General features: G+C 69.7%; 25 protein-coding genes. 14 read left to right on the top strand and 11 right to left on the bottom strand.

What is annotated here, in order from left to right; translation table 11 throughout:
* Positions 1–7 precede the first annotated feature (7 nt).
* Both ACFOW8_RS06680 and ACFOW8_RS06675 read left to right on the top strand, forming a co-directional pair.
* A complete protein-coding gene (locus ACFOW8_RS06680) occupies positions 8–712 on the top strand; it encodes a response regulator transcription factor (RefSeq protein ID WP_378546969.1) in 705 nt (234 codons plus the stop codon).
* Positions 709–2,076: a sensor histidine kinase gene (locus ACFOW8_RS06675; protein WP_378546966.1), complete on the top strand. Its 1,368-nt coding sequence runs from the start codon at positions 709–711 to the stop codon at positions 2,074–2,076. The genes ACFOW8_RS06680 and ACFOW8_RS06675 overlap by 4 nt, the downstream gene beginning before the upstream one ends.
* Positions 2,077–2,185: 109 nt before the next feature.
* Here ACFOW8_RS06675 and ACFOW8_RS06670 read toward each other — a convergent pair whose 3' ends face one another.
* Entirely contained in the window at positions 2,186–2,842 is a 657-nt protein-coding gene (locus tag ACFOW8_RS06670) for a hypothetical protein (RefSeq protein WP_378546963.1), read from the bottom strand.
* A 274-nt stretch (positions 2,843–3,116) separates the two neighbouring features.
* Here ACFOW8_RS06670 and ACFOW8_RS06665 point away from each other — a divergent pair, with 274 nt between their 5' ends.
* Genes ACFOW8_RS06665 through ACFOW8_RS06655 form a run of 3 tightly spaced genes read left to right on the top strand, consistent with a single transcriptional unit; the run spans position 3,117 to position 4,998 of the window.
* A complete protein-coding gene (locus ACFOW8_RS06665) occupies positions 3,117–4,277 on the top strand; it encodes a hypothetical protein (protein WP_378546960.1) in 1,161 nt (386 codons plus the stop codon).
* Between the two features lie 59 nt (positions 4,278–4,336).
* Positions 4,337–4,609 carry a type II toxin-antitoxin system VapB family antitoxin gene (locus ACFOW8_RS06660; protein ID WP_378546957.1) on the top strand — a complete coding sequence of 91 codons (273 nt, stop codon included), beginning with the start codon at positions 4,337–4,339 and terminating at the stop codon, positions 4,607–4,609.
* Positions 4,606–4,998, top strand: coding sequence for a type II toxin-antitoxin system VapC family toxin (locus tag ACFOW8_RS06655; RefSeq protein WP_378546954.1), 393 nt, complete (start codon positions 4,606–4,608; stop codon positions 4,996–4,998). Before ACFOW8_RS06660 ends, ACFOW8_RS06655 begins: the two co-directional genes overlap by 4 nt.
* 64 nt (positions 4,999–5,062) lie before the next feature.
* Here the strand turns inward: ACFOW8_RS06655 and ACFOW8_RS06650 are convergent, their stop codons facing one another.
* From ACFOW8_RS06650 to pdxH, 4 genes are all read right to left on the bottom strand, one after another.
* Complete coding sequence (locus tag ACFOW8_RS06650; protein ID WP_378546951.1) at positions 5,063–5,422, bottom strand: FKBP-type peptidyl-prolyl cis-trans isomerase; 360 nt, start codon at positions 5,420–5,422, stop codon at positions 5,063–5,065.
* 52 nt (positions 5,423–5,474) lie between these two features.
* Complete coding sequence (locus tag ACFOW8_RS06645; protein WP_378546948.1) at positions 5,475–6,788, bottom strand: citrate synthase; 1,314 nt, start codon at positions 6,786–6,788, stop codon at positions 5,475–5,477.
* Between the two features lie 294 nt (positions 6,789–7,082).
* Positions 7,083–8,366: an MFS transporter gene (locus ACFOW8_RS06640; RefSeq protein WP_378546945.1), complete on the bottom strand. Its 1,284-nt coding sequence runs from the start codon at positions 8,364–8,366 to the stop codon at positions 7,083–7,085.
* Between the two features lie 67 nt (positions 8,367–8,433).
* Positions 8,434–9,132: a pyridoxamine 5'-phosphate oxidase gene (gene pdxH, locus ACFOW8_RS06635; protein WP_378546942.1), complete on the bottom strand. Its 699-nt coding sequence runs from the start codon at positions 9,130–9,132 to the stop codon at positions 8,434–8,436.
* Positions 9,133–9,257: 125 nt separating this feature from the next.
* Between pdxH and ACFOW8_RS06630 the strand changes: the two genes are divergently transcribed.
* The 3 genes from ACFOW8_RS06630 (at position 9,258) to ACFOW8_RS06620 (ending at position 11,247) form a co-directional block, all read left to right on the top strand.
* Positions 9,258–10,382, top strand: coding sequence for a citrate synthase 2 (locus tag ACFOW8_RS06630; protein WP_378546939.1), 1,125 nt, complete (start codon positions 9,258–9,260; stop codon positions 10,380–10,382).
* A 125-nt stretch (positions 10,383–10,507) separates the two neighbouring features.
* Positions 10,508–10,828, top strand: a complete 321-nt coding sequence (locus tag ACFOW8_RS06625) for a type II toxin-antitoxin system Phd/YefM family antitoxin (protein WP_378546936.1) — start codon at positions 10,508–10,510, stop codon at positions 10,826–10,828.
* The gene (locus ACFOW8_RS06620) at positions 10,825–11,247 is read left to right on the top strand and encodes a type II toxin-antitoxin system VapC family toxin (protein WP_378546933.1); all 423 of its coding nucleotides are present in this window, start codon (positions 10,825–10,827) and stop codon (positions 11,245–11,247) included. Before ACFOW8_RS06625 ends, ACFOW8_RS06620 begins: the two co-directional genes overlap by 4 nt.
* A gap of 183 nt (positions 11,248–11,430) precedes the next feature.
* Here ACFOW8_RS06620 and ACFOW8_RS06615 read toward each other — a convergent pair whose 3' ends face one another.
* Positions 11,431–12,066 carry a hypothetical protein gene (locus ACFOW8_RS06615; RefSeq protein ID WP_378546930.1) on the bottom strand — a complete coding sequence of 212 codons (636 nt, stop codon included), beginning with the start codon at positions 12,064–12,066 and terminating at the stop codon, positions 11,431–11,433.
* A 182-nt stretch (positions 12,067–12,248) separates the two neighbouring features.
* On the opposite strand from ACFOW8_RS06615, the gene serC reads away from it, so the two are divergent.
* The 3 genes from serC to ACFOW8_RS06600 all read left to right on the top strand — a co-directional run bounded on the left by serC (position 12,249) and on the right by ACFOW8_RS06600 (position 15,521).
* A complete protein-coding gene (serC, locus tag ACFOW8_RS06610) occupies positions 12,249–13,370 on the top strand; it encodes a phosphoserine transaminase (protein ID WP_378546927.1) in 1,122 nt (373 codons plus the stop codon).
* A 310-nt stretch (positions 13,371–13,680) separates the two neighbouring features.
* A complete protein-coding gene (gene sepH / locus ACFOW8_RS06605; RefSeq protein ID WP_378546924.1) occupies positions 13,681–14,661 on the top strand; it encodes a septation protein SepH in 981 nt (326 codons plus the stop codon).
* A 128-nt stretch (positions 14,662–14,789) separates the two neighbouring features.
* Positions 14,790–15,521, top strand: coding sequence for a DUF6928 family protein (locus tag ACFOW8_RS06600; RefSeq protein WP_378546921.1), 732 nt, complete (start codon positions 14,790–14,792; stop codon positions 15,519–15,521).
* A gap of 3 nt (positions 15,522–15,524) precedes the next feature.
* On the opposite strand, the gene ACFOW8_RS06595 is transcribed toward ACFOW8_RS06600, so the two are convergent.
* Both ACFOW8_RS06595 and ACFOW8_RS06590 read right to left on the bottom strand, forming a co-directional pair.
* Positions 15,525–15,830, bottom strand: a complete 306-nt coding sequence (locus tag ACFOW8_RS06595; protein WP_378546918.1) for a DUF2537 domain-containing protein — start codon at positions 15,828–15,830, stop codon at positions 15,525–15,527.
* Positions 15,827–16,630 carry a TrmH family RNA methyltransferase gene (locus ACFOW8_RS06590; RefSeq protein WP_378546915.1) on the bottom strand — a complete coding sequence of 268 codons (804 nt, stop codon included), beginning with the start codon at positions 16,628–16,630 and terminating at the stop codon, positions 15,827–15,829. The genes ACFOW8_RS06595 and ACFOW8_RS06590 overlap by 4 nt, the downstream gene beginning before the upstream one ends.
* Positions 16,631–16,655: 25 nt before the next feature.
* Here ACFOW8_RS06590 and ACFOW8_RS06585 point away from each other — a divergent pair, with 25 nt between their 5' ends.
* Positions 16,656–17,051: a YccF domain-containing protein gene (locus ACFOW8_RS06585; RefSeq protein ID WP_378546912.1), complete on the top strand. Its 396-nt coding sequence runs from the start codon at positions 16,656–16,658 to the stop codon at positions 17,049–17,051.
* Here ACFOW8_RS06585 and ACFOW8_RS06580 read toward each other — a convergent pair whose 3' ends face one another.
* Complete coding sequence (locus tag ACFOW8_RS06580) at positions 17,052–17,489, bottom strand: MarR family winged helix-turn-helix transcriptional regulator (protein WP_378546909.1); 438 nt, start codon at positions 17,487–17,489, stop codon at positions 17,052–17,054.
* A 62-nt stretch (positions 17,490–17,551) separates the two neighbouring features.
* On the opposite strand from ACFOW8_RS06580, the gene ACFOW8_RS06575 reads away from it, so the two are divergent.
* Entirely contained in the window at positions 17,552–17,800 is a 249-nt protein-coding gene (locus ACFOW8_RS06575) for a DUF2530 domain-containing protein (protein ID WP_378546906.1), read from the top strand.
* Here ACFOW8_RS06575 and ACFOW8_RS06570 read toward each other — a convergent pair.
* A complete protein-coding gene (locus ACFOW8_RS06570; protein ID WP_378546903.1) occupies positions 17,797–19,836 on the bottom strand; it encodes a neutral/alkaline non-lysosomal ceramidase N-terminal domain-containing protein in 2,040 nt (679 codons plus the stop codon). The two genes, ACFOW8_RS06575 and ACFOW8_RS06570, sit on opposite strands and share 4 nt — an antisense overlap.
* A gap of 119 nt (positions 19,837–19,955) precedes the next feature.
* Here ACFOW8_RS06570 and ACFOW8_RS06565 point away from each other — a divergent pair, with 119 nt between their 5' ends.
* Positions 19,956–20,582 carry a TetR/AcrR family transcriptional regulator gene (locus ACFOW8_RS06565; protein WP_378546900.1) on the top strand — a complete coding sequence of 209 codons (627 nt, stop codon included), beginning with the start codon at positions 19,956–19,958 and terminating at the stop codon, positions 20,580–20,582.
* Here ACFOW8_RS06565 and ACFOW8_RS06560 read toward each other — a convergent pair.
* Positions 20,579–23,557: a sacsin N-terminal ATP-binding-like domain-containing protein gene (locus tag ACFOW8_RS06560; protein WP_378546897.1), complete on the bottom strand. Its 2,979-nt coding sequence runs from the start codon at positions 23,555–23,557 to the stop codon at positions 20,579–20,581. The two genes, ACFOW8_RS06565 and ACFOW8_RS06560, sit on opposite strands and share 4 nt — an antisense overlap.
* Positions 23,558–23,850 lie beyond the last annotated feature (293 nt).

Below are 23,850 nucleotides of genomic sequence, written 5' to 3'. Positions count from 1 at the left end.
TGGCACCGTGACCGATCGCGCTGCCGCCACTGTCCTTGTCGTCGACGACGACGCCGATGTCCTCGCCTCGGTCGAGCGCGGTCTGCGGCTGTCCGGGTTCCGGGTGCTCGTCGCCGCCGACGGTGCCGCCGCGCTGCGCTCGGTGTCCGAGCACGCGCCCGACGCGGTGGTGCTCGACATGAACATGCCGGTGCTCGACGGCGCCGGCGTGGTGACAGCCCTGCGCGCGATGGGCAACGACGTACCGATCTGCGTGCTCAGCGCCCGCTCCTCGGTCGGCGAGCGGATCGCGGGCCTCGAGTCGGGCGCCGACGACTATCTGGTCAAGCCGTTCGAACTGGCCGAGCTGGTGGCCAGGATCCGCGCGCTGCTGCGCCGCCGCACCGACGGGCCGGAGCAGACGGCACCCGGCACGATCACCGTCGGACCGCTTCGGGTGGATGTGGCCGGGTACCGCGCACTGCTGCACGGGCGCGAAATCGAGCTCACCAAACGGGAATTCGAATTGCTCTCGACCTTGGCCAGGAATACCGGGGTGGTACTCACGCGCGAGCGGCTGCTGGAATTGGTCTGGGGCTACGATTTCATAGCGGATACGAATGTCGTCGACGTGTTCGTCGGATATCTGCGCCGCAAGCTCGAAATAGATGACACGCCAAGGATATTGCACACCATTCGCGGCGTCGGGTTCGTGCTCCGGGAGTCGAAATGATCGATGCCGCGGCGAAAGGTCCTCGGAGACAATCATTTTCGCTGCGAACCAGGGTGGCGGGCGCGGCTGCGGCCGGTGCCGTCATCGTGGTCACGGTCGCCACCTTCGTGAGTTTCCAGGCCATCGAACGCAACAATGTGACCCAAACCGACCAGCAGCTCGAGATCGCCTCGCGGATCGTGCTGATCGAACCGGTGCTGGCGACCGGTTTCGTCAACCTCACCGGCCTGCAGAACACCATGGCGCTCACCGTGCGCGACAACGGCCAGGTCACCGCCTCGAGTTCCACCCAGCTGCCCGACCTGGCGCCGGGCTCACAGACCGTCGAGGTGAACGACCAGCCGTACCGGGTACTGACCTCGACCGAGAACCAGCCGGAAGGCAGAACCGTCTCACTTGCCATACCGACCACCGAGGCCGCGAAGGCCACCGCGGAGCAGCAGCGGCTCGTCCTGCTCGGCGCGGCGATCGCGGTCGCAGCGGCGGCGGCACTCGGCTGGCTGCTGGCGGGGCGCGCCGTGCGCCCGATCGTGAAGCTCACCGAGCAGGTGTCGGCCCGCAGCGCGTTCGGCGACCCGGACCACCGGGCGACGCCGGTCGACGGCTCCGGCGTCGACGAGGCGGTGAAGCTGGCCGAGGCGGTGAACACCATGCTCGCCCGCGTCGACGAGGCGCAAGCGGAGACCGCGGCAGCGCTGGAGACCGCCCGCGACTTCGCGGCTGTGTCGGCACACGAGCTGCGCACCCCGCTGACCGCGCTGCGCACCGATCTCGAGGTGCTGCGCACCCTCGACCTCACCGATGCGCAGCGCCGCGAGATCCTCGACGACCTCGCCCGCAACGAGACCAGGGTCGAGACCACACTCGGCGCGCTGGAACGGCTGGCCAGGGGCGACCTCACCGCCGAGGCCGACCACGTTCCCACCGATGTGGCCGAACTGTGCGACAAGGCCGCGCACGACGCCATGCGGCACTATCCCGGCCTGACGGTGCGGATCGACACCGACGCCGAACTGGTGATCCGGGGGCTGCCCGCCGGGTTGCGCCTCGCCGTCGACAACGCGCTGACCAACTCGGTGAAACACGGTGGTGCCAACCACGCGGTGGTCTCGGCGCACCGCGCCCCCGACGCGCGCATCGTCATCGCGGTCGACGACAACGGCTCCGGCGTCCCCGTCGCCGAGCGCGAGACGGTCTTCGCCCGCTTCGCTCGCGGCTCCACCGCGAGCAAGGGCGGCTCGGGGCTCGGGTTGGCGCTGGTGGCCCAGCAGGCCCAATTGCACGGCGGCCGTGCCTATTTCGAGGCGAGCGGGCTCGGCGGCGCGCGCCTGGTCCTCGACCTGCCGATCCGGCCTGCGCACTGAACGTGAAAGCACAGAGCCCCGCGGCCGTGACAGCACGGCGGCGGGGCTCTGTGGATCGATACTCAGGCACCGGCCGGTGATCGCGAGCCCGGTGCCGTGACCTCAGACGTCAGGGCAGCACCTGCGGCACGGCCTCCGGGATGACCAGGCCGATGACGGCACCGATCACGGCACCGACGATCGCCATGTTGATCACGCCGGGGATGGCGCAGAACACGTAGCCGATGATGAAGGCGGCCAGCGCGGGGATGCACAGGATCGCGGCGGCGATCGCGCCGACGGTCGCGCCAGCGGCGGCACCGTTCTGGACCGGGTCGCTGTTGCCCGCCGCCGGGTCGGTGGCGATGTTCTTCAGTTCGGCGCCGGTGTCGGTGGACAGCTGCGGCGCCATGGCCAGGCTCTTGCCGTCCTCGGAGACCACCGAGGCGATCGCGATGGCGTTGCCGGTGGCGGTGGTGAACTTCAGCGGCACCTGGCCGACGGTGGCGCCGGAGTCGGAGACCACGGTGACCGCGTCGGGGGTGATCACGAAACGGCCGTTGTCGACGGTCGCGGAGATGGTGCGCAGGTCGGGTGCCACCTCGGTGCGGAAGTCGACGCCTTCGGCGCTGACGTTGCTGGACAGACCGGTTGCGATCTGCGCCTGCCGCTCGGTGTCGACGTCGGCGACCGCGGTACCCGTGGTGACCAGCGAGGTGGCGACGGCCAGCGGCAGCGCGGCGACGAACACGCGGCGCGCAGAACGAACGATCTTGTGGTGGACCATGTTCAAGTCTCCCTCCCGATGCCCCCGGTGAATCCCCGCAACCCCCCGGACGAATCGAAAATATCTCGATGTCGGTTGACTCGAGATTTGTACCGGATGCGAGAAGGCCATGAAAGGTGATGTGACGCAGCACATATCGAATCACCAAGAGAAGTCCCGCTGACCGGGATCGCGAGCCGGACAGCACACCGTCAGCTACCGAAACGCGCCTTCTCACCGAACTCTCAGACCTCTCCCACGACCCGCAGCGAACTCCCCCGATACGGTCGGCGCCATGATCGGAAAACGGGGCCGGTTGGCTCTTCTCGTCGCGGCAGTAGCACTGGCCGGGGGCGGCATCGCCGCGTGTTCGAGCGGTGCCGACGTGCCGACCGGTTTCGCGTTGGTCAACGCCGATTCCGGGCCGACCGGAGCCCGCGTCGCCAAGGCGGTGGAAGAGGCGGGCGGCTACGAGTGGACCGTGGCCGCGCCCGGCCAGATCGATCCGGCCGACTACGCGGCGGTGATCACCCTGCCCGAGGATCTCACAGCCTCGATGGCCACGCTGGCATCGCCGCAGCCGCAGCGCGCCAAGGTCACCGTCGCCGCGCACGACGGTGCCGACGAGGGCGAGGTGAACGGCGCGGTGGCGGCCGTGACGCACCGGATCGGCGCGTCGGGTGTCGACGCGGCGCTGAGCGCGGTGGCGCAGGCGCGCAACCAGATGACCTCGGTGCAGTTCACCGCCCAGCTGCTGCGCGCAGGCGTGAACGCGGCGGCCGACGGCGCCGACCAGTTCGGTGGCGGCGCACAGGAGATGCTCGGCTTCCTCGACTCCGCGCAGCAGGGCGCCGGTGAGCTCACCGCCGCCATCGACCTGCTGAACCGGACCGTCACCGGCGCGACCACCCAGGCCGACCAGCTCGCCGACGCGCTCGACGCGACCGGCCTCACCATCGCGGGCGTCGAGCAGAGCGCCAACACGCTGAGCACCGGCCTGGATCAGATCCTGCCACTGCTGCGCGCCCTGCCGTTCGCCGGTGACCCGCAGCTCGCCGATATCATCACCAAACTCGAAGCACTGCAGGGCCTTTCCAACCAGGCGGGCAGCCAGCTCACCGGCCTCGCCGAACTCACCGGCGCCGCTGTCGACCCGAACACCGACCTCGGCACCCTGTTGCGCACGGTCGTCGCCCGGCTCGACAGCGCCCGCGTCCAGCTCACCCAGGGTGCCGAACTCGCGGCCGGTCTGCCCGCGCTCGCCGAACAGGGCGGTGCCCAGATCACCTCGGCGATCGAGCAGATGACCACCGGCGTCGACGCCCTGCAGAACATCGTCGGCAATCTGAACACCCAGACCGGCAAGGCACTCGAGGCCCTCCCCCCGCTCGGCCAGGCCCAGCAGTCGGCCCTTGCCCTCGCCCTGACCGACCCGGTGGAGGTCGTGCGCGAGTAGCGGCGCGGACCGCGACTCGACCATTGGTACCATTCGTCAATCGTAGGTACCATGGAACCATGGCGATGAACATCAAGGACCCCGAGGCAGAACGGCTGGCAACCGAGCTGGCCGCACGCACCGGCATGAGCAAGACCGCAGCCGTTCGTAGCGCCCTGCACGACCAACTGGAACGACTCGACCGCAGCACCGGCCATCGAGACAGCGGCGATGAGTTCGTCCGCTTCCTACGGTCGGAAATCTGGCCGCAGGTTCCGCGGGAAGTGTTCGGAGCGCCGGTCACCAAGGCAGAGCGAGAAGAGATACTCGGATACGGGCCAGGTGGCGTGTGATCATCGACAGCTCCGCGATCGTCGCATGTATCCTCGGCGAACCCACCGCCGAACAGCTGGGACGCAAGATCGGCGAGGCCGCGGTATGCCGAATCGGCGCACCCACGCTCGTCGAGACGAGCCTGGTCCTCGCGCACAAGGCGGGCCCGCTGGGCAAACCTCTCCTGGCGACCTTCCTGCAGGAACGAGATTTCGACGTCGTCTCGTTCGGCGCCGAGCACTGGCGAGCGGCACAAACAGCGTTTCTCCGATTCGGCGAGGGTAGACACCCCGCCGCATTGAACTTCGGCGATTGCCTGACCTATGCCGTGGCGTGGTCATCGGGCGAGCCACTGCTGTGTGTCGGAGATGATTTCTGCCGCACCGACCTCGAACTGGTCGAGCTGTAGGTGCCGAAAAGCCGGTGGCCGGATTCCGAGCGGAATCCGGCCACCGGCTTTCGATGCGCTCAGCTCAGTGGGCGGCGAGCAGGTCGATCACGAAGACCAGGGTCTTGCCGGACAGTCCGTGACCCGCGCCCGCGGGCCCGTAGGCGAGCTCCGGCGGGATGGTGAGCTGGCGGCGGCCGCCGACCTTCATGCCGGGGATGCCGTCCTGCCAGCCCTGGATCAGGCCACGCAGCGGGAAGGTGATGGACTCGCCACGGTCCCACGAGGAGTCGAACTGCTCGCCGGTCTCGAACTCGACGCCGACGTAGTGCACCTCCACGGTGCCACCGGGCACCGCTTCGGCGCCCTCGCCCTCGACGAGGTCCTTGATCACGAGCTGGGTGGGCGCGGGGCCCTCCTGGAATTCGATCTCCGGCTTGGTCATTCGGGCTATCCCCTTCGATAGTGTGAATTTGTCGCGATGCAGATCCGGCGGATCAGCGGGTGCCGATCTCGACGTAGTCCCGCTCGCCGTAGCCGGTGTAGATCTGGCGCGGACGGCCGATCTTGAGCGGCTCGGAGTGCATCTCGCGCCAGTGCGCGATCCAGCCCGGCAGCCTGCCCATGGCGAACAGCACGGTGAACATGCGGGTCGGGAAGCCCATCGCCCGGTAGATGACGCCGGTGTAGAAGTCGACGTTCGGGTACAGGCGCCGGGAGACGAAGTAGTCGTCGGTCAGGGCGGCCTCTTCGAGCTGCTTGGCGATATCGAGCAGCTGGTCGTCGCCGCCGATCTTCGACAGGATCTTGTCGGCGGCCTGCTTGACCAGGGTCGCGCGCGGGTCGTAGTTGCGGTAGACGCGGTGCCCGAAGCCCATGAGCTTCACGCCGTCTTCCTTGTTCTTGACCTTGCGGATGAATTCCTTGACGTCGCCGCCGTTGGCCTTGATCTCGTCGAGCATCTCCAGCACGGCCTGGTTGGCGCCGCCGTGCAGCGGGCCCCACAGCGCGTTGATGCCACCGGAGACCGAGGTGAACAGGTTGGCGTCGGAGGAACCGACCAGGCGCACCGTGGAGGTGGAGCAATTCTGCTCGTGGTCGGCGTGCAGGATCAGCAGCATGTCCAGCGCCGCGGCGATCTCCGGGTCGACCTCGTAGGGCTCGGCCGGGAAACCGAAGGTCATCCGCAGGAAGTTCTCGACCAGGCTCAGCGAGTTGTCCGGGTAGAGGAACGGCTGGCCGACCGACTTCTTGTACGAGTAGGCCGCGATGGTCGGCAGCTTGGCCAGCAGGCGGATGGTCGACAGCTCGACCTGTTCGGGGTCGCGCGGGTCCAGCGAGTCCTGGTAGTAGGCCGACAGCGCGTTCACCGCCGAGGACAGCACCGGCATCGGGTGCGCGTTGCGCGGGAAGCCGTCGAAGAACCGCTTCAGGTCCTCGTGCAGCAGGGTGTGGCGACGGATGCGGTCGGTGAACTCGTCGAGCTGGGCCTGGGTCGGCAGCTCACCGTAGATGAGCAGGTAGCTGACCTCGATGAAGGTCGAACGGCCTGCCAGCTGGTCGATCGGGTAGCCGCGGTAGCGCAGAATGCCCGCTTCACCGTCGATGTAGGTGATGGCCGACTTGGTCGACGCGGTATTCATGAAACCGGGGTCGTAGGTGACGTAGCCGGTGCTGGCCAGCAGCTTGCCGAGGTCGAGTCCGTCGTTGCCCTCCGCGGCCTTGGTGACCGAGATCGGGAACTCGCCACCGGGGTACTGCAGTACCGCCTTGGCGTCTTCGGCGACGTTGGTGATGTTCTCAGCGGGCACGGAAGGATCCCTCTCAGGCTAGTTGAGATTCTCGCCGAGCCCTGAAACCCGGCGCCGAACCTGCGGCGCCGGTGCGGTCGGCATCGGCGCGCGTGGTCTAACGCTAACTCTTACTGGACGACGATGAGCAATCAGGGTTGTCCTGCGCGGTCCTCACTATGCGACGCGACGGCCGTGAGGTCGCCGACCTGCGGCGATCGGCCCACTGCGAGGTGTAGGAAACATCGTGGGCACCGCCGCGGGCGGGGCCATCCGAAGCGCCTGCTGTCACCGGCAATTCCCTTCTTGCACAAGTCAATTCATGACGACACCGGCGTGCGGACGAGTCACCCGATAGCGGACGAACGCCGGGAAGGCCAGCGCGGCGAGCAGCACCCCGATCACGACCAGGACGCCGCCACCCGCGGCAGCTACAGCGGTACCCAGACTGGCGGCGGCGAAACCGTGGGAAACATCACCGATGCGCGGTCCACCCGCCACGACCACGATGAACACCCCCTGCAGCCGTCCACGCATCTCGTCGGTGGACACGTTCAGCAACATCGCGGTGCGCAAGGCCGCCGAAATCATGTCGGCCGCGCCGCCGAGCGCAAGGAAACCCACCGCGATCCACAACCACACACCGAGCCCGAGCAGGTGCCCGGCCATCCCGACCGCCACCCCGAATCCGACCATCGCCAGCCCCCAGACCACGATGCAGACGATCACCGCCAGCCCCTGCCTGCGGATGCGCGGCACCCACCCGGAGAAGACGCCACCGAGCACCGCGCCCGCCGAGATCGCCGCGAACAGCAGGCCGAGCGCGACACCACCCTGGGCCGGATCGCGGAAGGTCTCGTGCGCGATCTGCGGGAACAGCGCGCGAGGCATGCCGAACACCATGGCGATGATGTCGACCACGAACGACGCGAGCAGCACGCGCTGCCCGGTCAGATATCGGAAGCCGTCGATCACGGCGCGCAGCCCGGCCCTGCGATGCGCACCGGTGGGCGGGAAGGCGGGCAGCCGCCACACCGCCCACAGCGTGGCGAGCAGCGCGATCGAGTCGAGCAGATACAGCATCGGCAACCCGATGACCGGGATGAGCACGCCGGCCAGCACCGGTCCGGCGATCATGCCGACGTTCTGCACCGTCATGCTCAGCGAGCTGGCCGCGGCGATCTGCTCCGGCGGCAGCAGCCGGGCGATGGCGGCGCTGCGGGTCGGCTGGTTGACCGCGAAGAAGGCCTGCTGGACGGCGAAGAGGCCGAGGACCAGCCATACGTTCGTCATCCCGAGCGCGGCCTGCACCCAGAACGCGGCGGCCGTCGCTCCGGTGCCCGCGGTGGTGATGATCAGCAGTGTGCGCCGGTCCATCACATCGGCGAGCGCGCCGCCCCACAGCCCGAACACCACCAGCGGCACCAGGCCGAACAGCCCGGCCAGGCCGACATAGCCCGAGCTGCCGGTGATCTGGAAGATCTGCTGCGGCACCGCGACGACCGAGAGCTGCGCGCCGATGACGGTGACGATGTTGGTCGTCCAGAGTCTGCGATAGTCCGGGTGCCGCAGCGGTTCGGTGTCGGCGAGCAACTTCACTCACGGAACGCTAGCGATCGACGAGGAAAGGTCCCACGAATTTTTCGGTGACATAGACCACCGACGCTCAGGGTTGCAGTCGCTCGACCCGGGTGCTCGCCCCATCGATCCGCACCACGATCCGGTTGTGCAGCCGACCCCGCCTGCCCTGCCAGAACTCCACCTCGTCCGGGCGCAGCAGATAGCCGCCCCAGAACGGCGGCACCGGGATGTCGTCCACATCGGCGAAGCGCGCCGTGGTCTCGGCCAGCCTGCGATCCAGTTCGGCCCGCGATGCCACCGTCCGCGACTGCGCCGACGCCCACGCACCGAGCCTGGAGTCGCGCGGCCGCGCCGCCCAGTACGCCGCGGTCACCTCGGCGGGCACCCGCTCGGCCACCCCGCGCACGTGCACCTGCCTGGCCAGCGCTGGCCACAGGAAGGTCGCCGCGGCGTACGGGTCGCCCGCGAGCTGCGCGCCCTTGGCCGAGTCGTAGTTGGTGTAGAAGGTGATCCCATCGGGCGAGAGACCCTTGCACAGCACCGTGCGGGCGACCGGGCGCGGGGCGGGGCCGTGCAGCGAGACGGTGGCGAGCACCATCGCGTTGGGTTCGGCGACACCGAGGCTCGTGGCCTGCTCGATCCAGCAGCGCAGCAACGGTTCCCAGCCACCGGACACCCAGGTCTCGTCCAGATCGGGCTCGTCGGCGGGGACGAAGAGGGGGTCGCCGTAGTCGACACGCATGGCGGCGAGGTCGGCCGCTGTCGCGGGTTCCGGGTCACGCATGAGGTCAGACGCTACTCCAGCGCGCACCCATTCCGGATCAGCCCGGACAGGGGTGACATTACTACCCGGTATCGCCGGGTCTAAGGTTCAGACAGATCGGCATGCCCCCGCAAGGAGAGTCACCCATGACTACCAGCTCGGTACCCCAGGATTTCGTCAGCGGATTGGAAGGCGTGGTGGCCTTCACCACCGACATCGCCGAGCCGGACAAAGACGGTGGCGCCCTACGCTATCGCGGCGTCGACATCGAGGACCTGGTCACCAACCGGGTCACCTTCGGTGATGTGTGGGCCCTGCTGGTCGACGGCCAGTTCGGTCGCGGCCTGCCGCCCGCCGAGCCGTTCCCGCTGCCGGTGCACACCGGCGACGTGCGCGTCGACGTGCAGGCCGGCCTGGCCATGCTCGCCCCGATCTGGGGTTACGAGCCGCTGCTCGACATCGATGACGAGACCGCCCGCGAGAACCTGGCCCGCGCCTCGGTGATGGCGCTGTCGTATGTGGCGCAGTCGGCGCGCGGCATCTACCAGCCCGCGGTGCCGCAGAAGCAGATCGACGAGTGCGGCACCGTCACCGAGCGGTTCATGACCCGCTGGAAGGGCGACCCGGACCCGCGCCACACCGAGGCCATCGACGCCTACTGGGTCTCCGCCGCCGAACACGGCATGAACGCCTCCACCTTCACCGCCCGCGTCATCGCCTCCACCGGCGCCGACGTGGCCGCCTCGCTGTCCGGCGCGATCGGCGCCATGTCCGGCCCGCTGCACGGCGGCGCGCCCGCCAGGGTGCTGCCGATGATCGAGGCCGTCGAGCAGTCCGGTGACGCCCGCGCACTGGTCAAGGGCATCCTGGACCGCAAGGAGAAGCTGATGGGCTTCGGCCACCGGGTCTACCGGGCCGAGGACCCCCGCGCCCGCGTGCTGCGCGCCACCGCCAAGCGCCTGGACGCCCCCCGTTTCGAGGTCGCCGCCGCGCTCGAGCAGGCCGCCCTCGCCGAACTGCGTGAACGCCGTCCCGACCGCGCCATCGAGACCAATGTCGAGTTCTGGGCGGCTGTCATCCTCGACTTCGCCGAGGTCCCCGCCCACATGATGCCCGCCATGTTCACCTGCGGCCGCACCGCGGGCTGGTGCGCCCACATCCTGGAGCAGAAGCAGCTGGGCAAGCTCGTCCGCCCCGCCGCCATCTACACCGGGCCCGGCCCGCGGAAGCCGGAAGAGGTCGCCGGCTGGTCCACCATCGCCAGGAGCTGACCCAGCGAGTACGCACCGACCGGGCGTCGGCGGCATTCCTTGCCGTCGGCGCCCCTTTTCGTTGGGTGAACCGACGTCGTAGCAAAGGTGTAGCTCATCTGTAGCACTGCAGGCTAAACTTGGGTATGAGCTCACCAGCCGAGATGCCTGAGATCCCCCAACGGGAGCTGCGAAACGAGGCGAGCAGGGTGCTGCGGGACGTTCGTGGCGGACAGTCCTACACGATCACGGTCGATGGCTCGCCGGTGGCCGACTTGATTCCGCATCGGCACCGCCGACGCCGCATCGCAGTGCCGCGCGACGAGGTACTGAACGCGTTCGCCGACCTGGCTTCGCCGCGCGACACAGCGCACTCGTCGGCCGAGAGCGCCGTGGACGACTCGCTGTACGACCCCTACGATCGCGCGCATCGCCGAGGCACCTTCGCCGCCGAGGACTCCCGGTGACGACGGACCCGACGCGCGGTTTGGTCGACACCAACGTCGTCATCCTGTTCGACGAGCTGGACGCGGCCGAGCTACCCGAAGAGATCGTCGTCAGCTCGATCACCATGGCAGAGTTGGCATCCGGCCCGCACTATGCCGCCGACGCAGGAGAGCGCGCGGTACGCATCGAACGTCTGCAGAATGCCGAGGCGCTGTTCGATCCACTTCCGTTCGATACCCGCGCCGCCCGCCGCTACGGTCACCTCATCGCCGCGGTACTCGCCGCAGACCGAAACCCCAAGCCACGGCGCATCGATCTGCTGATCGCCTCGATCGCGTCGGTGCACCGGCTGCCGCTGTACACGGTGAACCCGAAGGATTTCGCCGGGCTGGAGGCACTCGTCGAGCTCAGGGCCGTCACCCATCCGGACGAGCGTTGACGGCATTCGCCACCCGGCTCGGTCCGCCTGCCACCGAACCTCAGCGGTAGGTTGGCTGCCGCCGACGTCGACGGCAGCGGGTCCGGCCACTACGAAGCATGCATGCCGACGGTGGTCGGGATGCCGTGTCAACCGATGCTCATTCCGCTGCCGACGCTGGGCGGTTCCGCGGGCAGCTAGGCCCTAGCCCAGCGAGGTGAAATCGATGGCAACCGAACTTCCCCGGTCGACGGTGAAGAAGGCGGCGTCGAGGCGGGTGCCGAGTTCGATCTGGCCGACGGCGGTCAGGGGGACGGGCTGGATGAGGCGGACGCGCCACGGGGTGGGTTCGTCCCAGGCGCGGAGTTCGAGGTCGAGGCGAAGGACCGGGTCGTCGCGGCCGGTGTAGTCGGCGGCGATCGGGGCGACGGCCAGGACGGTCGCCTCGGCGCGGCGGCCGTTGGCGAGGATCTTGGCGGCGGCGCTGCGGCCCGACTGCGGCAGGTCAGGGACGAACAGTACGACGCGTTCGCGGTCGCCGGGGTCGACCCGGCAGCCGATGGCGTCGCCGGGCTGCATCCACTCGAGATCCTGGCTACGCACCCGCTGCCGCACCCGCGCGTCGTAGGCCAGTTCGCCGGGCAGCTGCACCCGCACCGTGAACCGGTATCCGCCCTCCCCGCGCCGTGACCGCGCCGACAGCACCGTCGCGGTGGCGGGCAATCCTCTGATCAGCAGTTCCCGCCGTGCCGCCTCGGCAAGCAGCCGTGGCCGACGCCCGAACAACCACGCACACCGGTCGAGCAAGGTCCGACCAGGGTCGGCCAAGGCTAGGCTCATAGCGAAACTGTAATGCGAACCGGCTTCCGGCAAGGGCGAATTCCCCGCACTCACCGTGCCACGGTAGCCGCGCCGCAGCGCTGGACGGTTCGGCCGGCCCCGGATGCCACGCCCCAGTGGCCCGACTCACAGCGGCTACCCACCGCAACCGCCCCGGCCACTCCACCACTAAACTCCCCCGCATGACCAGTGCGTTCCCGACCATTCCCGCCGATCTCTTGCCCGCCGACGGACGGTTCGGCTGCGGCCCGTCCAAGGTTCGCCCGGAGCAGCTGCAGTCCCTGGTGACTGTCGGCGCGTCCGTGTTCGGCACCTCGCATCGCCAGAAGCCGGTCAAGGACGTGGTGGCGCGGGTGCGGGGCGGCCTGCGTGAGCTGTTCGCCCTGCCCGACGGGTACGAGGTCGTGCTCGGCAACGGTGGCACCACCGCGTTCTGGGACGCCGCCGCCTTCGGCCTGATCCGCGAGCGTTCGCTGCACCTGACCAACGGCGAGTTCTCCTCGAAGTTCGCCTCGGTGGCCAAGGGCAACCCGTTCATCGGTGACCCGATCGTCGTCTCGGCCGAGCCGGGCAGCGCGCCGGAGCCGGTGTCGGACCCGAGCGTCGACCTCATCGGCTGGGCCCACAACGAGACCTCCACCGGCGTGTCCATCCCGGTGTCGCGGCCTGCCGGGTCGGAGAACGCCCTGATCGCCATCGACGCCACCTCCGGCGCAGGCGGTCTGCCGGTGAACATCGCCGACGCCGACGTGTACTACTTCGCCCCGCAGAAGTGCTTCGCCGCCGACGGTGGTCTGTGGATCGCGATCATGAGCCCGGCCGCGCTGGCCAGGGTCGCCGAGATCAAGGAGTCGGGTCGCTGGACTCCCGATTTCCTGTCGCTGCCGATCGCCATCGACAACTCCACCAAGGACCAGACCTACAACACCCCGGCACTGGCCACCCTGCTGCTGTTCGCCGACCAGATCGAGTGGATGAACGCCAACGGCGGCATGGACTGGACGGTCAAGCGCACCCTCGATTCGTCCTCGCGCCTGTACTCGTGGGCCGAGTCGAGCTCGTTCGCCACCCCGTACGTCACCGATCCGGCACACCGCTCACAGGTCGTCGGCACCATCGACTTCGATGACGCGGTCGACGCCGCCCAGGTGGCGAAGATCCTGCGGGCCAACGGCATCGTCGACACCGAGCCGTACCGTAAGCTGGGACGTAACCAGCTGCGCGTCGGCATGTTCCCGGCGATCGATCCGGAAGATGTGTCGCAGCTGACCCGTTCGATCGACTGGGTCGTCGGCCAGCTCTGAGATAACTCGGTCACCGGGCCGGTGCGGGTGAATGTTTTTCGGATTCACCCGCACCGGCCCTTTGTGTCGGTTCGCCACGGGTTCGCAATATTCGCATTCCCGAGGCGTTCAACAGCCGGAATTCGCTGATGATCCATCACCAAAACGCCTGCACACGTGCGAGATTCAGGCGGTGAGCCGATCAGATTAGCCGTACCGGGGCACTCGGTGCGCGATTTCGGTCGTGCGTGTCTGCTGCCGCGGCCAAGTAATGTGCACTACTGTCTAGGAAAGTGGGCGGTGTCGTAGCCGACGCGATAGGGAGGTAGCGGTGCGTGAACTTCGAGTGATCGGGGTGACGCCCGACTCCACGCACATCGTGTGCAGTGACACCGAGTCCGGCACGAAGTTCCGGTTGCCCGCCGATGACAAGCTCCGCGCGGCAGCGCGTGGCGACCTCGCACGATTCGGCCAGATCGAGATCGAAACGGAGGCGTCGATGCGTCCTCGCGATATCCAGGCCCGTATTCGAGCCGGAGCGTCCGTCGAGCAGGTCACGGCGGAATCCGGAATGCCGGCCGGCAAGGTCGAGCGCTTCGCCTACCCCGTGTTGCTGGAACGCGCGCGGGCCGCCGAACTCGCGCAGAAGGCGCATCCGGTGCGCCCCGACGGTCCCGCGCTGGAAACGCTGCACGAGATCGTCACCGCGGCCTTCGCCGAGCGCGGCCACACCATCGAACAAGCCGAATGGGACGCCTGGAAGGACGAGAAGGGCTTCTGGGTCGCGCAATTGCAGTGGCGGCACGGGCACTCCGAGATCGCCGCGCACTGGCGCTACCAGCCCGACGCGCACGGCGGCTCGGTCTCCCCGCTCGACGATCCGGCAGGCGACCTCATCGACCCCGACTTCGGGCGCGCGCTGCGCGGCCTGGCCACCGTGGCGCCGACCCCGGTGGAGCAGGCGCCCGCCGTTGAGCCGCCGAAGCCGGTGGAGCCGCGGCCACGCGAGCAGGCCACCCCGACCGCGCGTCCGCAGGCACGGCCCGCTCAGCCGATGCTGGACGAGTTCTTCGAGCAGCGTGCGGTCGCGGCCGGTGGCGGTGCCGCGGCGATCCCGGCTCCCGCCGCTCCCGCCGCGTCGATCCCGGCCGCACCGGCGACCCCGGAGAAGCAGGCCGAGCCGGAGACCGAGCCGGCCGCCGAGGAGCAGGCACCGGAGAAGCCGGCGGCGAAGGCCAAGACCAAGCGGGGCAAGGCGCCGATGCCGTCGTGGGAAGACGTACTCCTGGGCGTACGGAGCTCCGGCCGCTAGGAGGGCTTCCGCCGTTCCGCGTATCGCGGCCGGGATCGGCGGCCGGGCGTGCGGTCGACGTAGCCCGTACCCGGCGAGTTGCCCATGTTCTTGCGTGATCAGTCGGTGCGTGGGAGGTGGTTTCGGTGATGTCGGCTTCCACACTGTGGTACTGCGACGGGGACGATCCCGCCGCATTGCTGCGGGAGCGACCCGAGCCCGACGCGGCGGCCGCGGCGGCGCTGGCCGGGCAGCTGTACGCCGACCACGACGTATTGCCGATCATGATCGGGACGTTGAACGGGTGCGCGGCGCCGGACCGGGACGAGGTGTACATCGGGTGCTATCCGGGGCTCACGGTCGTGTGTACCGCGGAGGCCTCGCTGGTGCGGCCGACGCGGCTGCCGGATCTGCTGGTGCGGCCGCTCGCCTCCGAGCACACGTATCTGGTGTCGTTCGACGCGCGGATCCACTGGGGTGCGTTCGCCCACTGGGAGCGCGGGGAATTCCGGCGCTCGTTCAGTTCGACCAGGGTCGACATCCTGGAGAACGAGGGCCTGCCGATGGTGTGGGAGCGACCGTTCTGGGCCGGTGAGCACCCGGTGCCGTGGACCGAAGGGCAGCCGGGCCCGCAGACGCTGCCGTTCGATCCCCCCGCTTTCGCCGATGCCGCCGATGCCGCGTGGCTCGGCTTCCGCTATCGCGGACAGCCCGAACCGGGCGAGCTCACGCCAGGTGACATCGCGGTCTGCGGATTCACGTTGTACCCGAAGGGCACCGCCCCGCGGCCACGGCCGGTGCAGGTCGCGAGTCCCGGCGCGGCCACCCGACGTCGGCGCGGCCTGTTCGGCCGGCTGCGCGGCTCGGACCGGGTGCTGTGAGGATCAGCTTGCGAGCTGGTCGATGACCGCGGCCAGCCAGCCGAGCACCACCCCGAGCGCGGCGCCTGCCAGCACCCACCGCACCACCGGCGTGAACCGCCAACGCCACGCCGTCGGCGCCACCCCGACAGCGGCGACCACGTTCACCGCCACCGCCACCAGCGGATGGACCGCGGCCAGCGCGGTCGCGAACGCGTAGACCCCGACCGCGGTGAGCACGGCGACCAGCGCGACGACCGTGGCGCCCGCCGCGTACGGCACCGAATCCGGCTGTGCGCGATAGGGACCGTCCGGCTCCTCCTCGTTCACGACAATCGCACCCGCTCGTAGAACGCCATCGCCGCGGCCGTCGCCACATTGAGCGAGTCCGTGCCCGCCGACATCGGGATCCTGGCCCTGACGTCGGCGGCGCGCATGGCCTCCTCGGTGAGCCCCGGCCCCTCGGCGCCGAGCAGCAACGCCACCCGCTCCCCCGTCATCGCGGTGGCCAGGTTGACCGCCGCCGGGTTCGGGGTGAGCGCGATGATCCGGAGACCGCGCGCACGCAACTCGTCGAGACCGCCCGGCCAATCGGGTAGCTGCGCGAACGGCACCCGCAGCACGTGGCCCATCGATACCCGCACCGCACGCCGGTACAGCGGGTCGGCGCAACGGTCGCCGAAGAGCACCGCGTCGGCGCCGAGACCCGCGGCGTTGCGGAATATCGACCCCAGGTTCTCGTGGTCGTTGACGCCCTCGAGCACCGCCACCGCGCGGGCGCCGTCGAGCACTTCCGCCGGCGACAGCTCGGCGGGGCGCGGCGCGACCGCGAGTACCCCGCGATTGAGATGGAACCCGACCACCCTGGCCATCACGTCCGCCGAGGCCCGGTAGTACGGGATGTCGCGGCCCGCCAGATCGGCGGCCAGCGCCTCGTACCGTTTCGCGACACCGAGCAGGGCGCTCGGGGTGAACCGCGAGTCCAGCATCCGCTGCACGACCACCACACCCTCGGCGATGACCAGGCCCTTGCGGCCGGGCAGGTCGGGTCTGCGATCGGCGGCGGACAGGTCACGGAAGTCGTCGACGCGGGGGTCGGCGGGGTCGTCGATGTCGATCACTTCGGCCACCGGACAATCCTGGCATGATGGAGACATGAAGCTCGTACAGTTGATCCTGAACATCCTGTGGGTGGTGCTGTGCGGGTTCTGGATGGCATTGGGCTATCTTCTCGCCGCGCTGATCTGCTTCATCCTCATCATCACCATCCCGTTCGGCATCGCCTCGCTGCGGCTCGCCGGATACGTGCTGTGGCCGTTCGGCCGCACGGTGGTCGACAAGCCGGGCGCGGGCGCCGGTTCGCTGATCGGCAACATCATCTGGTTCGTCTTCGCGGGCTGGTGGCTGGCGATCGGGCACATCGCCACCAGCATCGCGCTGGCGGTGACCATCATCGGCCTGCCGTTCGCCTGGGCCAATCTCAAACTGGTGCCGCTGTCGCTGTTCCCGCTCGGCCACGAAGTGGTCGACGCCGACGACGTGACCAGCTGATCACTCCGACTCGGCCACGATCTCGTTCATGATGGCCACGGCCTGATCGAGCACCGCGATCTGGTCGGGGCGCAGATGCGAAAGGCGCTCGGTCATCCAAGCCTCGCGGGCATGGGCCTCGTCCTCGATCAGCGCGCGACCCGCGGGCGAGAGCGAGACGATGATCTGCCTGCCGTCGGTCGGGTGCGGGCGGCGCTGCACCAGGTCCAGGTCCGACAGCGAGGCGATGACGCGGGTCATCGACGGGGGCTGCACCCGTTCCTTGCCCGCGAGCACGCCGGGCGTCATCGCGCCATCGCGCGCCAGTGTCGCGAGTGCCGACAGCTGGGTCAGCGAGATCTGCGCTTCGGCACGGCGGCCGCGCAGGTGTCGCGTAAGCCGCACCACGGCCAGTGAGAGGTCACCGGCCAGGGCCCGGACGTCGGATGGCGTTGTCACAGTGCAGCACTCTACGGTACGGCCGCGACCCCTGACGGGTTTCACGCGGCTACTGTTGGGGTATGGATACCGGCCGCGTCCCCGAGCTGCCACGCAGACTGGTCGATCCGCGACCGGTCGTGCTCGCCGGTTTCCTCGCCTGGCTCGTAGCCACGGTGCTGGTGTGGGTGAACCCAGCGTGGTCGGACGCCAGGCCGGTGTGCGTGATGGGACTGGTGGTCGGAGCGCTCGGTGTCGCGATCTGGCTGGGGCAACTGCGCTCGGCGCGGCGCGGTGACAAGGGCGCCCAGGTCGGACTCGACGCCGATTAGGGATTCACCTCGAACTCCGCGCTCGTCCCGGTGACCGGGCGCAGCGCACCGTCAGCGCCGAGCGCGTCGGCGTAGTGCACGAATCGGTGCGTCCCCGCGGCGGCCGCCGGGACATCCCAGGTGAAGTGCGCGATCGACGTGGCGTGTCCCTCCTTGCGCCAGTGGAACCGCACCGCCCACTGCCCCTCGTTGGCCACCCTGGTCCAGGTGCCGGCACCGGTGCGGCGCTGCACCTCGAGGAAGGTGCCGCCGCGGCGCGGATTGTGTTTCGGATGGGCGGAGACGAATTCGACAGCCACCCGCTCGCCGGGCGCGCACCGTGCCGGTGGCTGGGTGAGCACGTCACCGAAGGCAAGGCCGGGCGGCGTGGTATCGGGCCCCGGCGGCGTGGCCAGATCGGGTTGCAGCGCGGAGACGTCGCGGGGCGCCGGACCGCGACCGATCGCCGCACCCGCCACGAAAGCCGCTGCCAGCCGGGTGAACTCCTGCTGATAGGCGCCGAGGGTGTAGCGGCCGAACAGCGTCGAGGCGCCCTCGTAGTGCTGCGCGTCGTACTCCTCCGGCGTGGTGACGTACTCGTGGTAGGAGTTCGCGTACCCCTGCAGCAGCACCTGCTCGGGATCGACACCGAGCACCTCGGCCACCGCGCGCCGCACCCGCAGGCCCGCGACGATGGTGAACTCCGCGCCCGCCGCGGCCAGATACAGCCCGCCGATCCGCACCAGCTGGATGGGCACCACGTTCGGCACCCACGGCACCGGGGGCAGCAGGCCGAGCGGCACCGCCACCGCCTTGGGCGCCTGCGCATCGGCCAGCCAAGCCGGGTGCGGCTGGTCGATGCCACCGAGGAACTCGACCAGCGGATTGCGCACGCCCTCGGGAACCGGCCCACCGGGCAGGCCGGGCCCGTCCTCGACGCTGCCTGCGGCCAGGGAGACCCCGGCGGCGGCCGGTGCGGTGCGCCGAGGCGCGCCGTCCGGGGTGAACCGGCCGTCGACGGTGAGGTCGGCGAGGTCGATGTAGCACAGCATCGCGTCTATCGCGCCGGTCATCGGCACCGCCTGCGCCGCCGCCGCTTTCGAGGCCGCGTACTGGCGCTCGCCGATGATCCTGGTGTTCTCGAACTCGTCGGTGGTCGGGCCGTCGCCGGGCGCGAGGTTCAGGTTGGGCGACATGTCACCCGCGTTGGTCTGCGCGAATGCCGCGATATACGAGGGCTTTCCGTCCAGATGCCGGACGCCGTGCTCGAGGTGCTCGGCGGCGAAGCTGGCGTAGCCCTTGTTGTCCGCGCTGATCAGCCGGTTCGCGTTGGTCATCGAGGTGTTGTGGGTGGCGAACCAGGTGAGTGCGCCGACCTCGCGTCCGGCTCTGGCGAAGACCAGGGTGGTCACCGCCGGGTCGATGGCGTCCGGGAACACCGCGCGCTCGGCCGCGGGATTGCGGTCGAAAGCCGCGCGGGACCGATTCACGCTCGCGTCGCGCAGGGTGGACCGGCCGAGCGCGATGGTGCCGGGCCCGACATCGGCGTCGGCGTCGGCGATCGCCTCGACGATGCCGTGCACCTCGGCCTCGTAGACCTGCCGCTGAAATCCGAGCGTCGCCAGGGTGTAGGCGTAATCGTGGGCGGAACCGCCGCAACCGGCATGGGTGTGTGTAGAGGTGAGCACGACATTGCGCTCGGTATAGCGGTCGCCGAATCGGGCGGCGAGCGCGAGCAGCACACCGCGATGGACCGAACCGAACACCGCGCCGTTCTCCACCGCCACATACACGATCCGATTTCCGCCGGAGCCGATCACGAACGCGCGTGCCCGCGGGCGCAGATGAATTCCGGCGGTGGTCTGTTCGAGTTGGGAGTAGCCCATCATGCCGCATTCCGCGGCGGGCCCGGTGAGATCGGCGATGCCGAGGCCGAATTCGAATCCATCCGGATTCGCACGCGCGCTCGCGCCGCCACCGGGTAGCGCGGCGATGACTGGCGCGACGGCGGCACCGAGCGCCGAGGCGGCAAGGACGGTTCGGCGGGTAACGGGCATTCGGGGCTCCTTCGCGAAGTTCCGGTTGGGAGACAACCACATCAACTGGTCAGATGTCCAGCATTTCACGGCGGACCGGCGAATTGACTGTTTGCCACGCGAGCGCTTAACTCGCACAGGTGTCCTCCCGATTGAGCGTCGAAGAACGACGAGCCCATCTGATCGAGGCTGCGATCGGTCTCGCCGAGAAAAAAGGCGTGGCAGGCGTGACCACGCGTGATGTCGCGCAAGCGGCCGGTGTTTCGCTCGGTGTGGTGCACTACTGTTTCGAAAACAAGGACGCACTGATGACCGAGCTGGTCAAAGCGCTGTCCATCGAATTGCGCGAATCCGTCGACACCGACGACGCGATCTGGAATCAAGCCGAAACCGGAAAAGAAGCGCTTCAGAAATTGGTGCGCGGCGCTCTCGAACTGATGTGGCGCAACATCGAGGCCACCCCGGAGCGTCAGCTGCTCACCTACGAGACCACCACCTACGCCCTGCGCGAGGGTGAGTCGACCCCGGCCAAGATCGCGATCGCCCGCGAGCAGTACGCGTTCAACGACAGCACCGTCGCCGACGTGATGGACCACTGCCGGGAAGCGACCGACACCCAGTGGACCACCCCGATCGCCGAGCTGAGCCGGTTCATCCTCAACGTGATCGACGGCATCGTGCTGCGCTGGCTGGTCGACAACGACAGCGAGGCCGTGCAGCCCCAGCTGGACCTGCTCGCGGAAATGATTGTCGCGCACGCGCGTTAACCGCGCGGCACCTGCACGTGGACGGCGTCGTCGGTGTGCCACCACGGCACCGCGACGGTGCCGGTGAGCGCGCCGCGCAGGTGCACCTCCAAGGTCTCGTGCAGCACCAGCGCGCCCGCGGTGTCCGACGGTGACCAGAGCTGCCGCAGCACCACGCCCATCGGGCTCGCGGCCCAGGTGGTCCTGGTGCCGGCGCCGAGGACCTCGGCGCTGATCTCCTCGGTGACCAGCGGCAGATCGAGCAGGGTCGCCAGCGCCTCGGCGTGCGCCGGATCGCCGGCGACCAGCCGCTCCGGCGGCACGACCAGGCCGAAACAGGGCTGGTCGAGCACCATCGCGGTGCTCGCGTCGACAACGGCACCGGACAGGGCGCGCACCTGTTCGGGCAGGTCGAGTTCACGCGGGTCGAGCACGCCCGCGGCGACCGCGGCGGCGAGGCGAGCGTGCGTCCTCGCGACGACCTCGGGCGCCGGGGACTTCGACGGGTCGGCGAGCGCGTCGAGCAGCTCCTCGGCCAGTTCGGCCGACATCACCTCCGGGCGGACCAGGATGGGACGCAAGACGTCGAGATCGCGGCCGTCGATGCCGGTGACCGCGGGAAGCAGACCGGCGAATTCGGTGTCGTCCGGATGGCGCAGGCGTCCCAGCGCGACGCCGTCGAGCTGGGCGTGGCGATGCAACCACCACGCGGTGTAGCCGTCGCGGTCGGCGAGCAGGGCGCGGGTGCGCGGATCGCCGAGCAGGTGGCGCAGCGCGGTGGGCCAGCGGTGCTCGTCGACCAGGTCGAGATCGCGCACGGCGGTGAGCTCACGCGGATCGGCGGACAGGCTCTCCCACCAGGCGGGTTCGTCGTCGAGATCGTGATCGGGACCGACCGGGTCCGGGTCGGTGAGCACGGCGAAGTCCCAGCCGACCCCGATGGCGCGCAGGGCCTGCGCGCCGTACTCGGTGACGGTCGCGTCGTCGATCGTGCCGAACGGCGAGTCCGGTTCCAGGACCTCGGCGAGTGGGGCACCGGGCAGCAGGAGTTCGTCGGCAGGGCGTGATTCGCCGGTGTCGTCGGGCAATTCGAGCCTGCCGAGCCAGCTCGGCAGCTGTTCCGGCGCGGCGAACGGGGCAAGGCGCAGGACGGCCTCGACGGTGTCCGGATCGGCGGGATCATGGTCGAGCAAGTCGCGCAGACCGGGGTCGGTGAGCAGATCCTCGGCGGTGGCGCTGCGGGCGCCGAGCCGCGACAGCAGCGCGTGCGTGGCATCGGGGTGCACCAGGCGGGCCCAGTGCACCGGCACCGCGACCGTGAGCTGATCGTCGAGGACCACGGTGCGCGGCCCGGTGACCACCCGGCCGTCGGCCAGCGGCACGGCGAGCGCGCCGAACTCCTCGGCCGTCCTGGTGTCGACCACGAACGGTTCGAGCGCGGCGTAGAACCGGCGCCACCAGGTGGGTTCGCGGTCGAGTCCGCTCGACGCCTCGGCGACGGCGGCGGGGCCGAGGCGGTGCACGTCGAGGACCGCCAGCTTCTCCTGCGCGGCCCGGTCGGCGAGTTCGGGGAGCACCAGCGGGCCGGTGAACTCGGCGAGGAAGGTGGCCAGTTCCGGGGTGAGGTCGGGGAAGACACTCGCCCGAGCAGGTAGGGCCACCGGGGATACGGCGCCGGAGCGCATGCGCCCGTCCTCGCGCGAACCGAGGCGGTCCGCGGTGGTGCGCTCGGCCTGGCGGACGGGGTGTTCGGGCACGGTGCCACGGCCCTGCTCCTGCCGAGCCGGCTCGGCATCGTGGGTGGCGAGCGGGTCAGCGACAGTGGGGACCTCACCGTGGGTGCCCCCGACGGCACCGGCAGGTGATTCGGGGTCGTCGAGGGGGCCGAGGATGTCGGTGGGCGGCGTGGCGTGCCTGCCGCGCGTGGCCCCGGTATCCGAGGTGGGACAGATGGGGAGCCAGGGATGCGCGCGGAGTTCGGTGGTGACGGCCTCGCGGAGCAGGGCATCGGCCTCGCTGCGCGCGAAACCGGGCGACGGAACGACGACGAGGCGGTCGCGGGGTGGCAGTGCGCAGGCGAAATCAGCGTAGCCCGTGGCGATATCGGCGAGCCTGGCGCCTGGAAGAAGGCGGCGGCGGTCGGGCTGCAAGGCGATATCGGCGACCAGGATCGCGGGAAGCGAGAGTTCCTCGTCCGAACGGGTGGGGGCGCGCAGCACATCGGGGGCGGCGGCGACCGGGCGCCCGTTACGGACGGGGAGCAGCCAGCGGGCACGTCGGGTGCGGTACTGCCACCAGGTACGCCGGTCGCCGGTGGGCAGCGTGATGGTCAGTTCGGTCAACCCATCGGCGCCGAGTTCCGTTGTCGTGCTGGTGAATTCGTCGGATCCGATGCGGACGCGGTGTAGCGCGGGCAGTTCCAGCAGCAGGTCGGGCGCTTCGGCGCGCATCGTGTCGAGCAGTGCGTCGGCGTCGATCTCGTCGCGCAGGTGGATGACGACCTCGGTGTCGGCGTCTGCGGGTGGAGTGGTCGGCACCGGCCAGGCCAGCCGCAGTACCGGCGGCGCGAGCTCGGCCAGATCCTCGGGGACCCGAATCCCGGTGTCGTGCAGCGCGTTCGAGGTCGCGGTCCGCGAGAAACGCAGCGAGCCGGTGGTCGAGCGCACCTCGATCTCGGCGCCGAGGGTCCGCACCGCGGTGAACCCGACCCCGAACCGGCCAACGGACTCCGGCTCGGACTTGCCGGAGGCACGCAGCGCGGTGAGCGCGTGCACCCCGGAAACGGTGAGCGGCGCACCGGTATTGGCCACATGAAGCCGCCCGTCGAGCACCCGCACCCGCAGCTCGCCCGCGATCCCGGCCTGCGCTGCCGCGTCGGCCGCGTTCTGTGCCAGCTCGGTGAGCACCCGATCCCGATAGCCCGCGGCTACCAGATCCGCCTCGGCGGCACTGTCCTCGCGCAGCCGCGTCGGTGAGTCCCGCCAGGCGGCGAGCACTCCGGCACGCAGCTCCGCGGTGCCGAAGGGGTCCGCCGAACCGTTCAGCGGGTCACCGACGATCCGGGCTCGGCCGCGTCAGCGGAGTCCGACGCGATGGGCTCGGCCGCCTCCACGGTGGGCGCGTCGGCCACGCCGCTGCCACTGTCCGCTCCGGCTTCGGCTTCGGCTTCGGCTTCGGCGACCTTCGCGATCTCGCTGACCGGCTCGGTGGTCGACGGGGTCGCCGCGCCGATCTCGGCGACGGAATCCGCGGCGACGACCTCGGCGGCGGGCTCGGGCGTCATGTCCTC

Source organism: Nocardia rhizosphaerae (assembly GCF_042650365.1).
In the GTDB taxonomy this organism is placed as follows: domain Bacteria; phylum Actinomycetota; class Actinomycetes; order Mycobacteriales; family Mycobacteriaceae; genus Nocardia; species Nocardia rhizosphaerae.
This window is presented reverse-complemented; position numbering and strand designations above follow the sequence as displayed.

Excerpts from the sequence above, each read along its gene's own strand:
- ACFOW8_RS06625 (WP_378546936.1), top strand. The coding sequence starts at position 10,508 with ATGAGCTCACCAGCCGAGATGCCTGAGATCCCCCAACGGGAGCTGCGA.
- ACFOW8_RS06650 (WP_378546951.1), bottom strand. The coding sequence starts at position 5,422 with ATGACCAAGCCGGAGATCGAATTCCAGGAGGGCCCCGCGCCCACCCAG.
- ACFOW8_RS06575 (WP_378546906.1), top strand. The coding sequence starts at position 17,552 with ATGGATACCGGCCGCGTCCCCGAGCTGCCACGCAGACTGGTCGATCCG.
- ACFOW8_RS06600 (WP_378546921.1), top strand. The coding sequence starts at position 14,790 with ATGTCGGCTTCCACACTGTGGTACTGCGACGGGGACGATCCCGCCGCA.
- ACFOW8_RS06665 (WP_378546960.1), top strand. The coding sequence starts at position 3,117 with ATGATCGGAAAACGGGGCCGGTTGGCTCTTCTCGTCGCGGCAGTAGCA.
- serC (WP_378546927.1), top strand. The coding sequence starts at position 12,249 with ATGACCAGTGCGTTCCCGACCATTCCCGCCGATCTCTTGCCCGCCGAC.
- ACFOW8_RS06660 (WP_378546957.1), top strand. The coding sequence starts at position 4,337 with ATGGCGATGAACATCAAGGACCCCGAGGCAGAACGGCTGGCAACCGAG.
- ACFOW8_RS06630 (WP_378546939.1), top strand. The coding sequence starts at position 9,258 with ATGACTACCAGCTCGGTACCCCAGGATTTCGTCAGCGGATTGGAAGGC.
- pdxH (WP_378546942.1), bottom strand. The coding sequence starts at position 9,132 with ATGCGTGACCCGGAACCCGCGACAGCGGCCGACCTCGCCGCCATGCGT.
- ACFOW8_RS06675 (WP_378546966.1), top strand. The coding sequence starts at position 709 with ATGATCGATGCCGCGGCGAAAGGTCCTCGGAGACAATCATTTTCGCTG.
- ACFOW8_RS06585 (WP_378546912.1), top strand. The coding sequence starts at position 16,656 with ATGAAGCTCGTACAGTTGATCCTGAACATCCTGTGGGTGGTGCTGTGC.
- ACFOW8_RS06615 (WP_378546930.1), bottom strand. The coding sequence starts at position 12,066 with ATGAGCCTAGCCTTGGCCGACCCTGGTCGGACCTTGCTCGACCGGTGT.
- ACFOW8_RS06670 (WP_378546963.1), bottom strand. The coding sequence starts at position 2,842 with ATGGTCCACCACAAGATCGTTCGTTCTGCGCGCCGCGTGTTCGTCGCC.
- ACFOW8_RS06570 (WP_378546903.1), bottom strand. The coding sequence starts at position 19,836 with ATGCCCGTTACCCGCCGAACCGTCCTTGCCGCCTCGGCGCTCGGTGCC.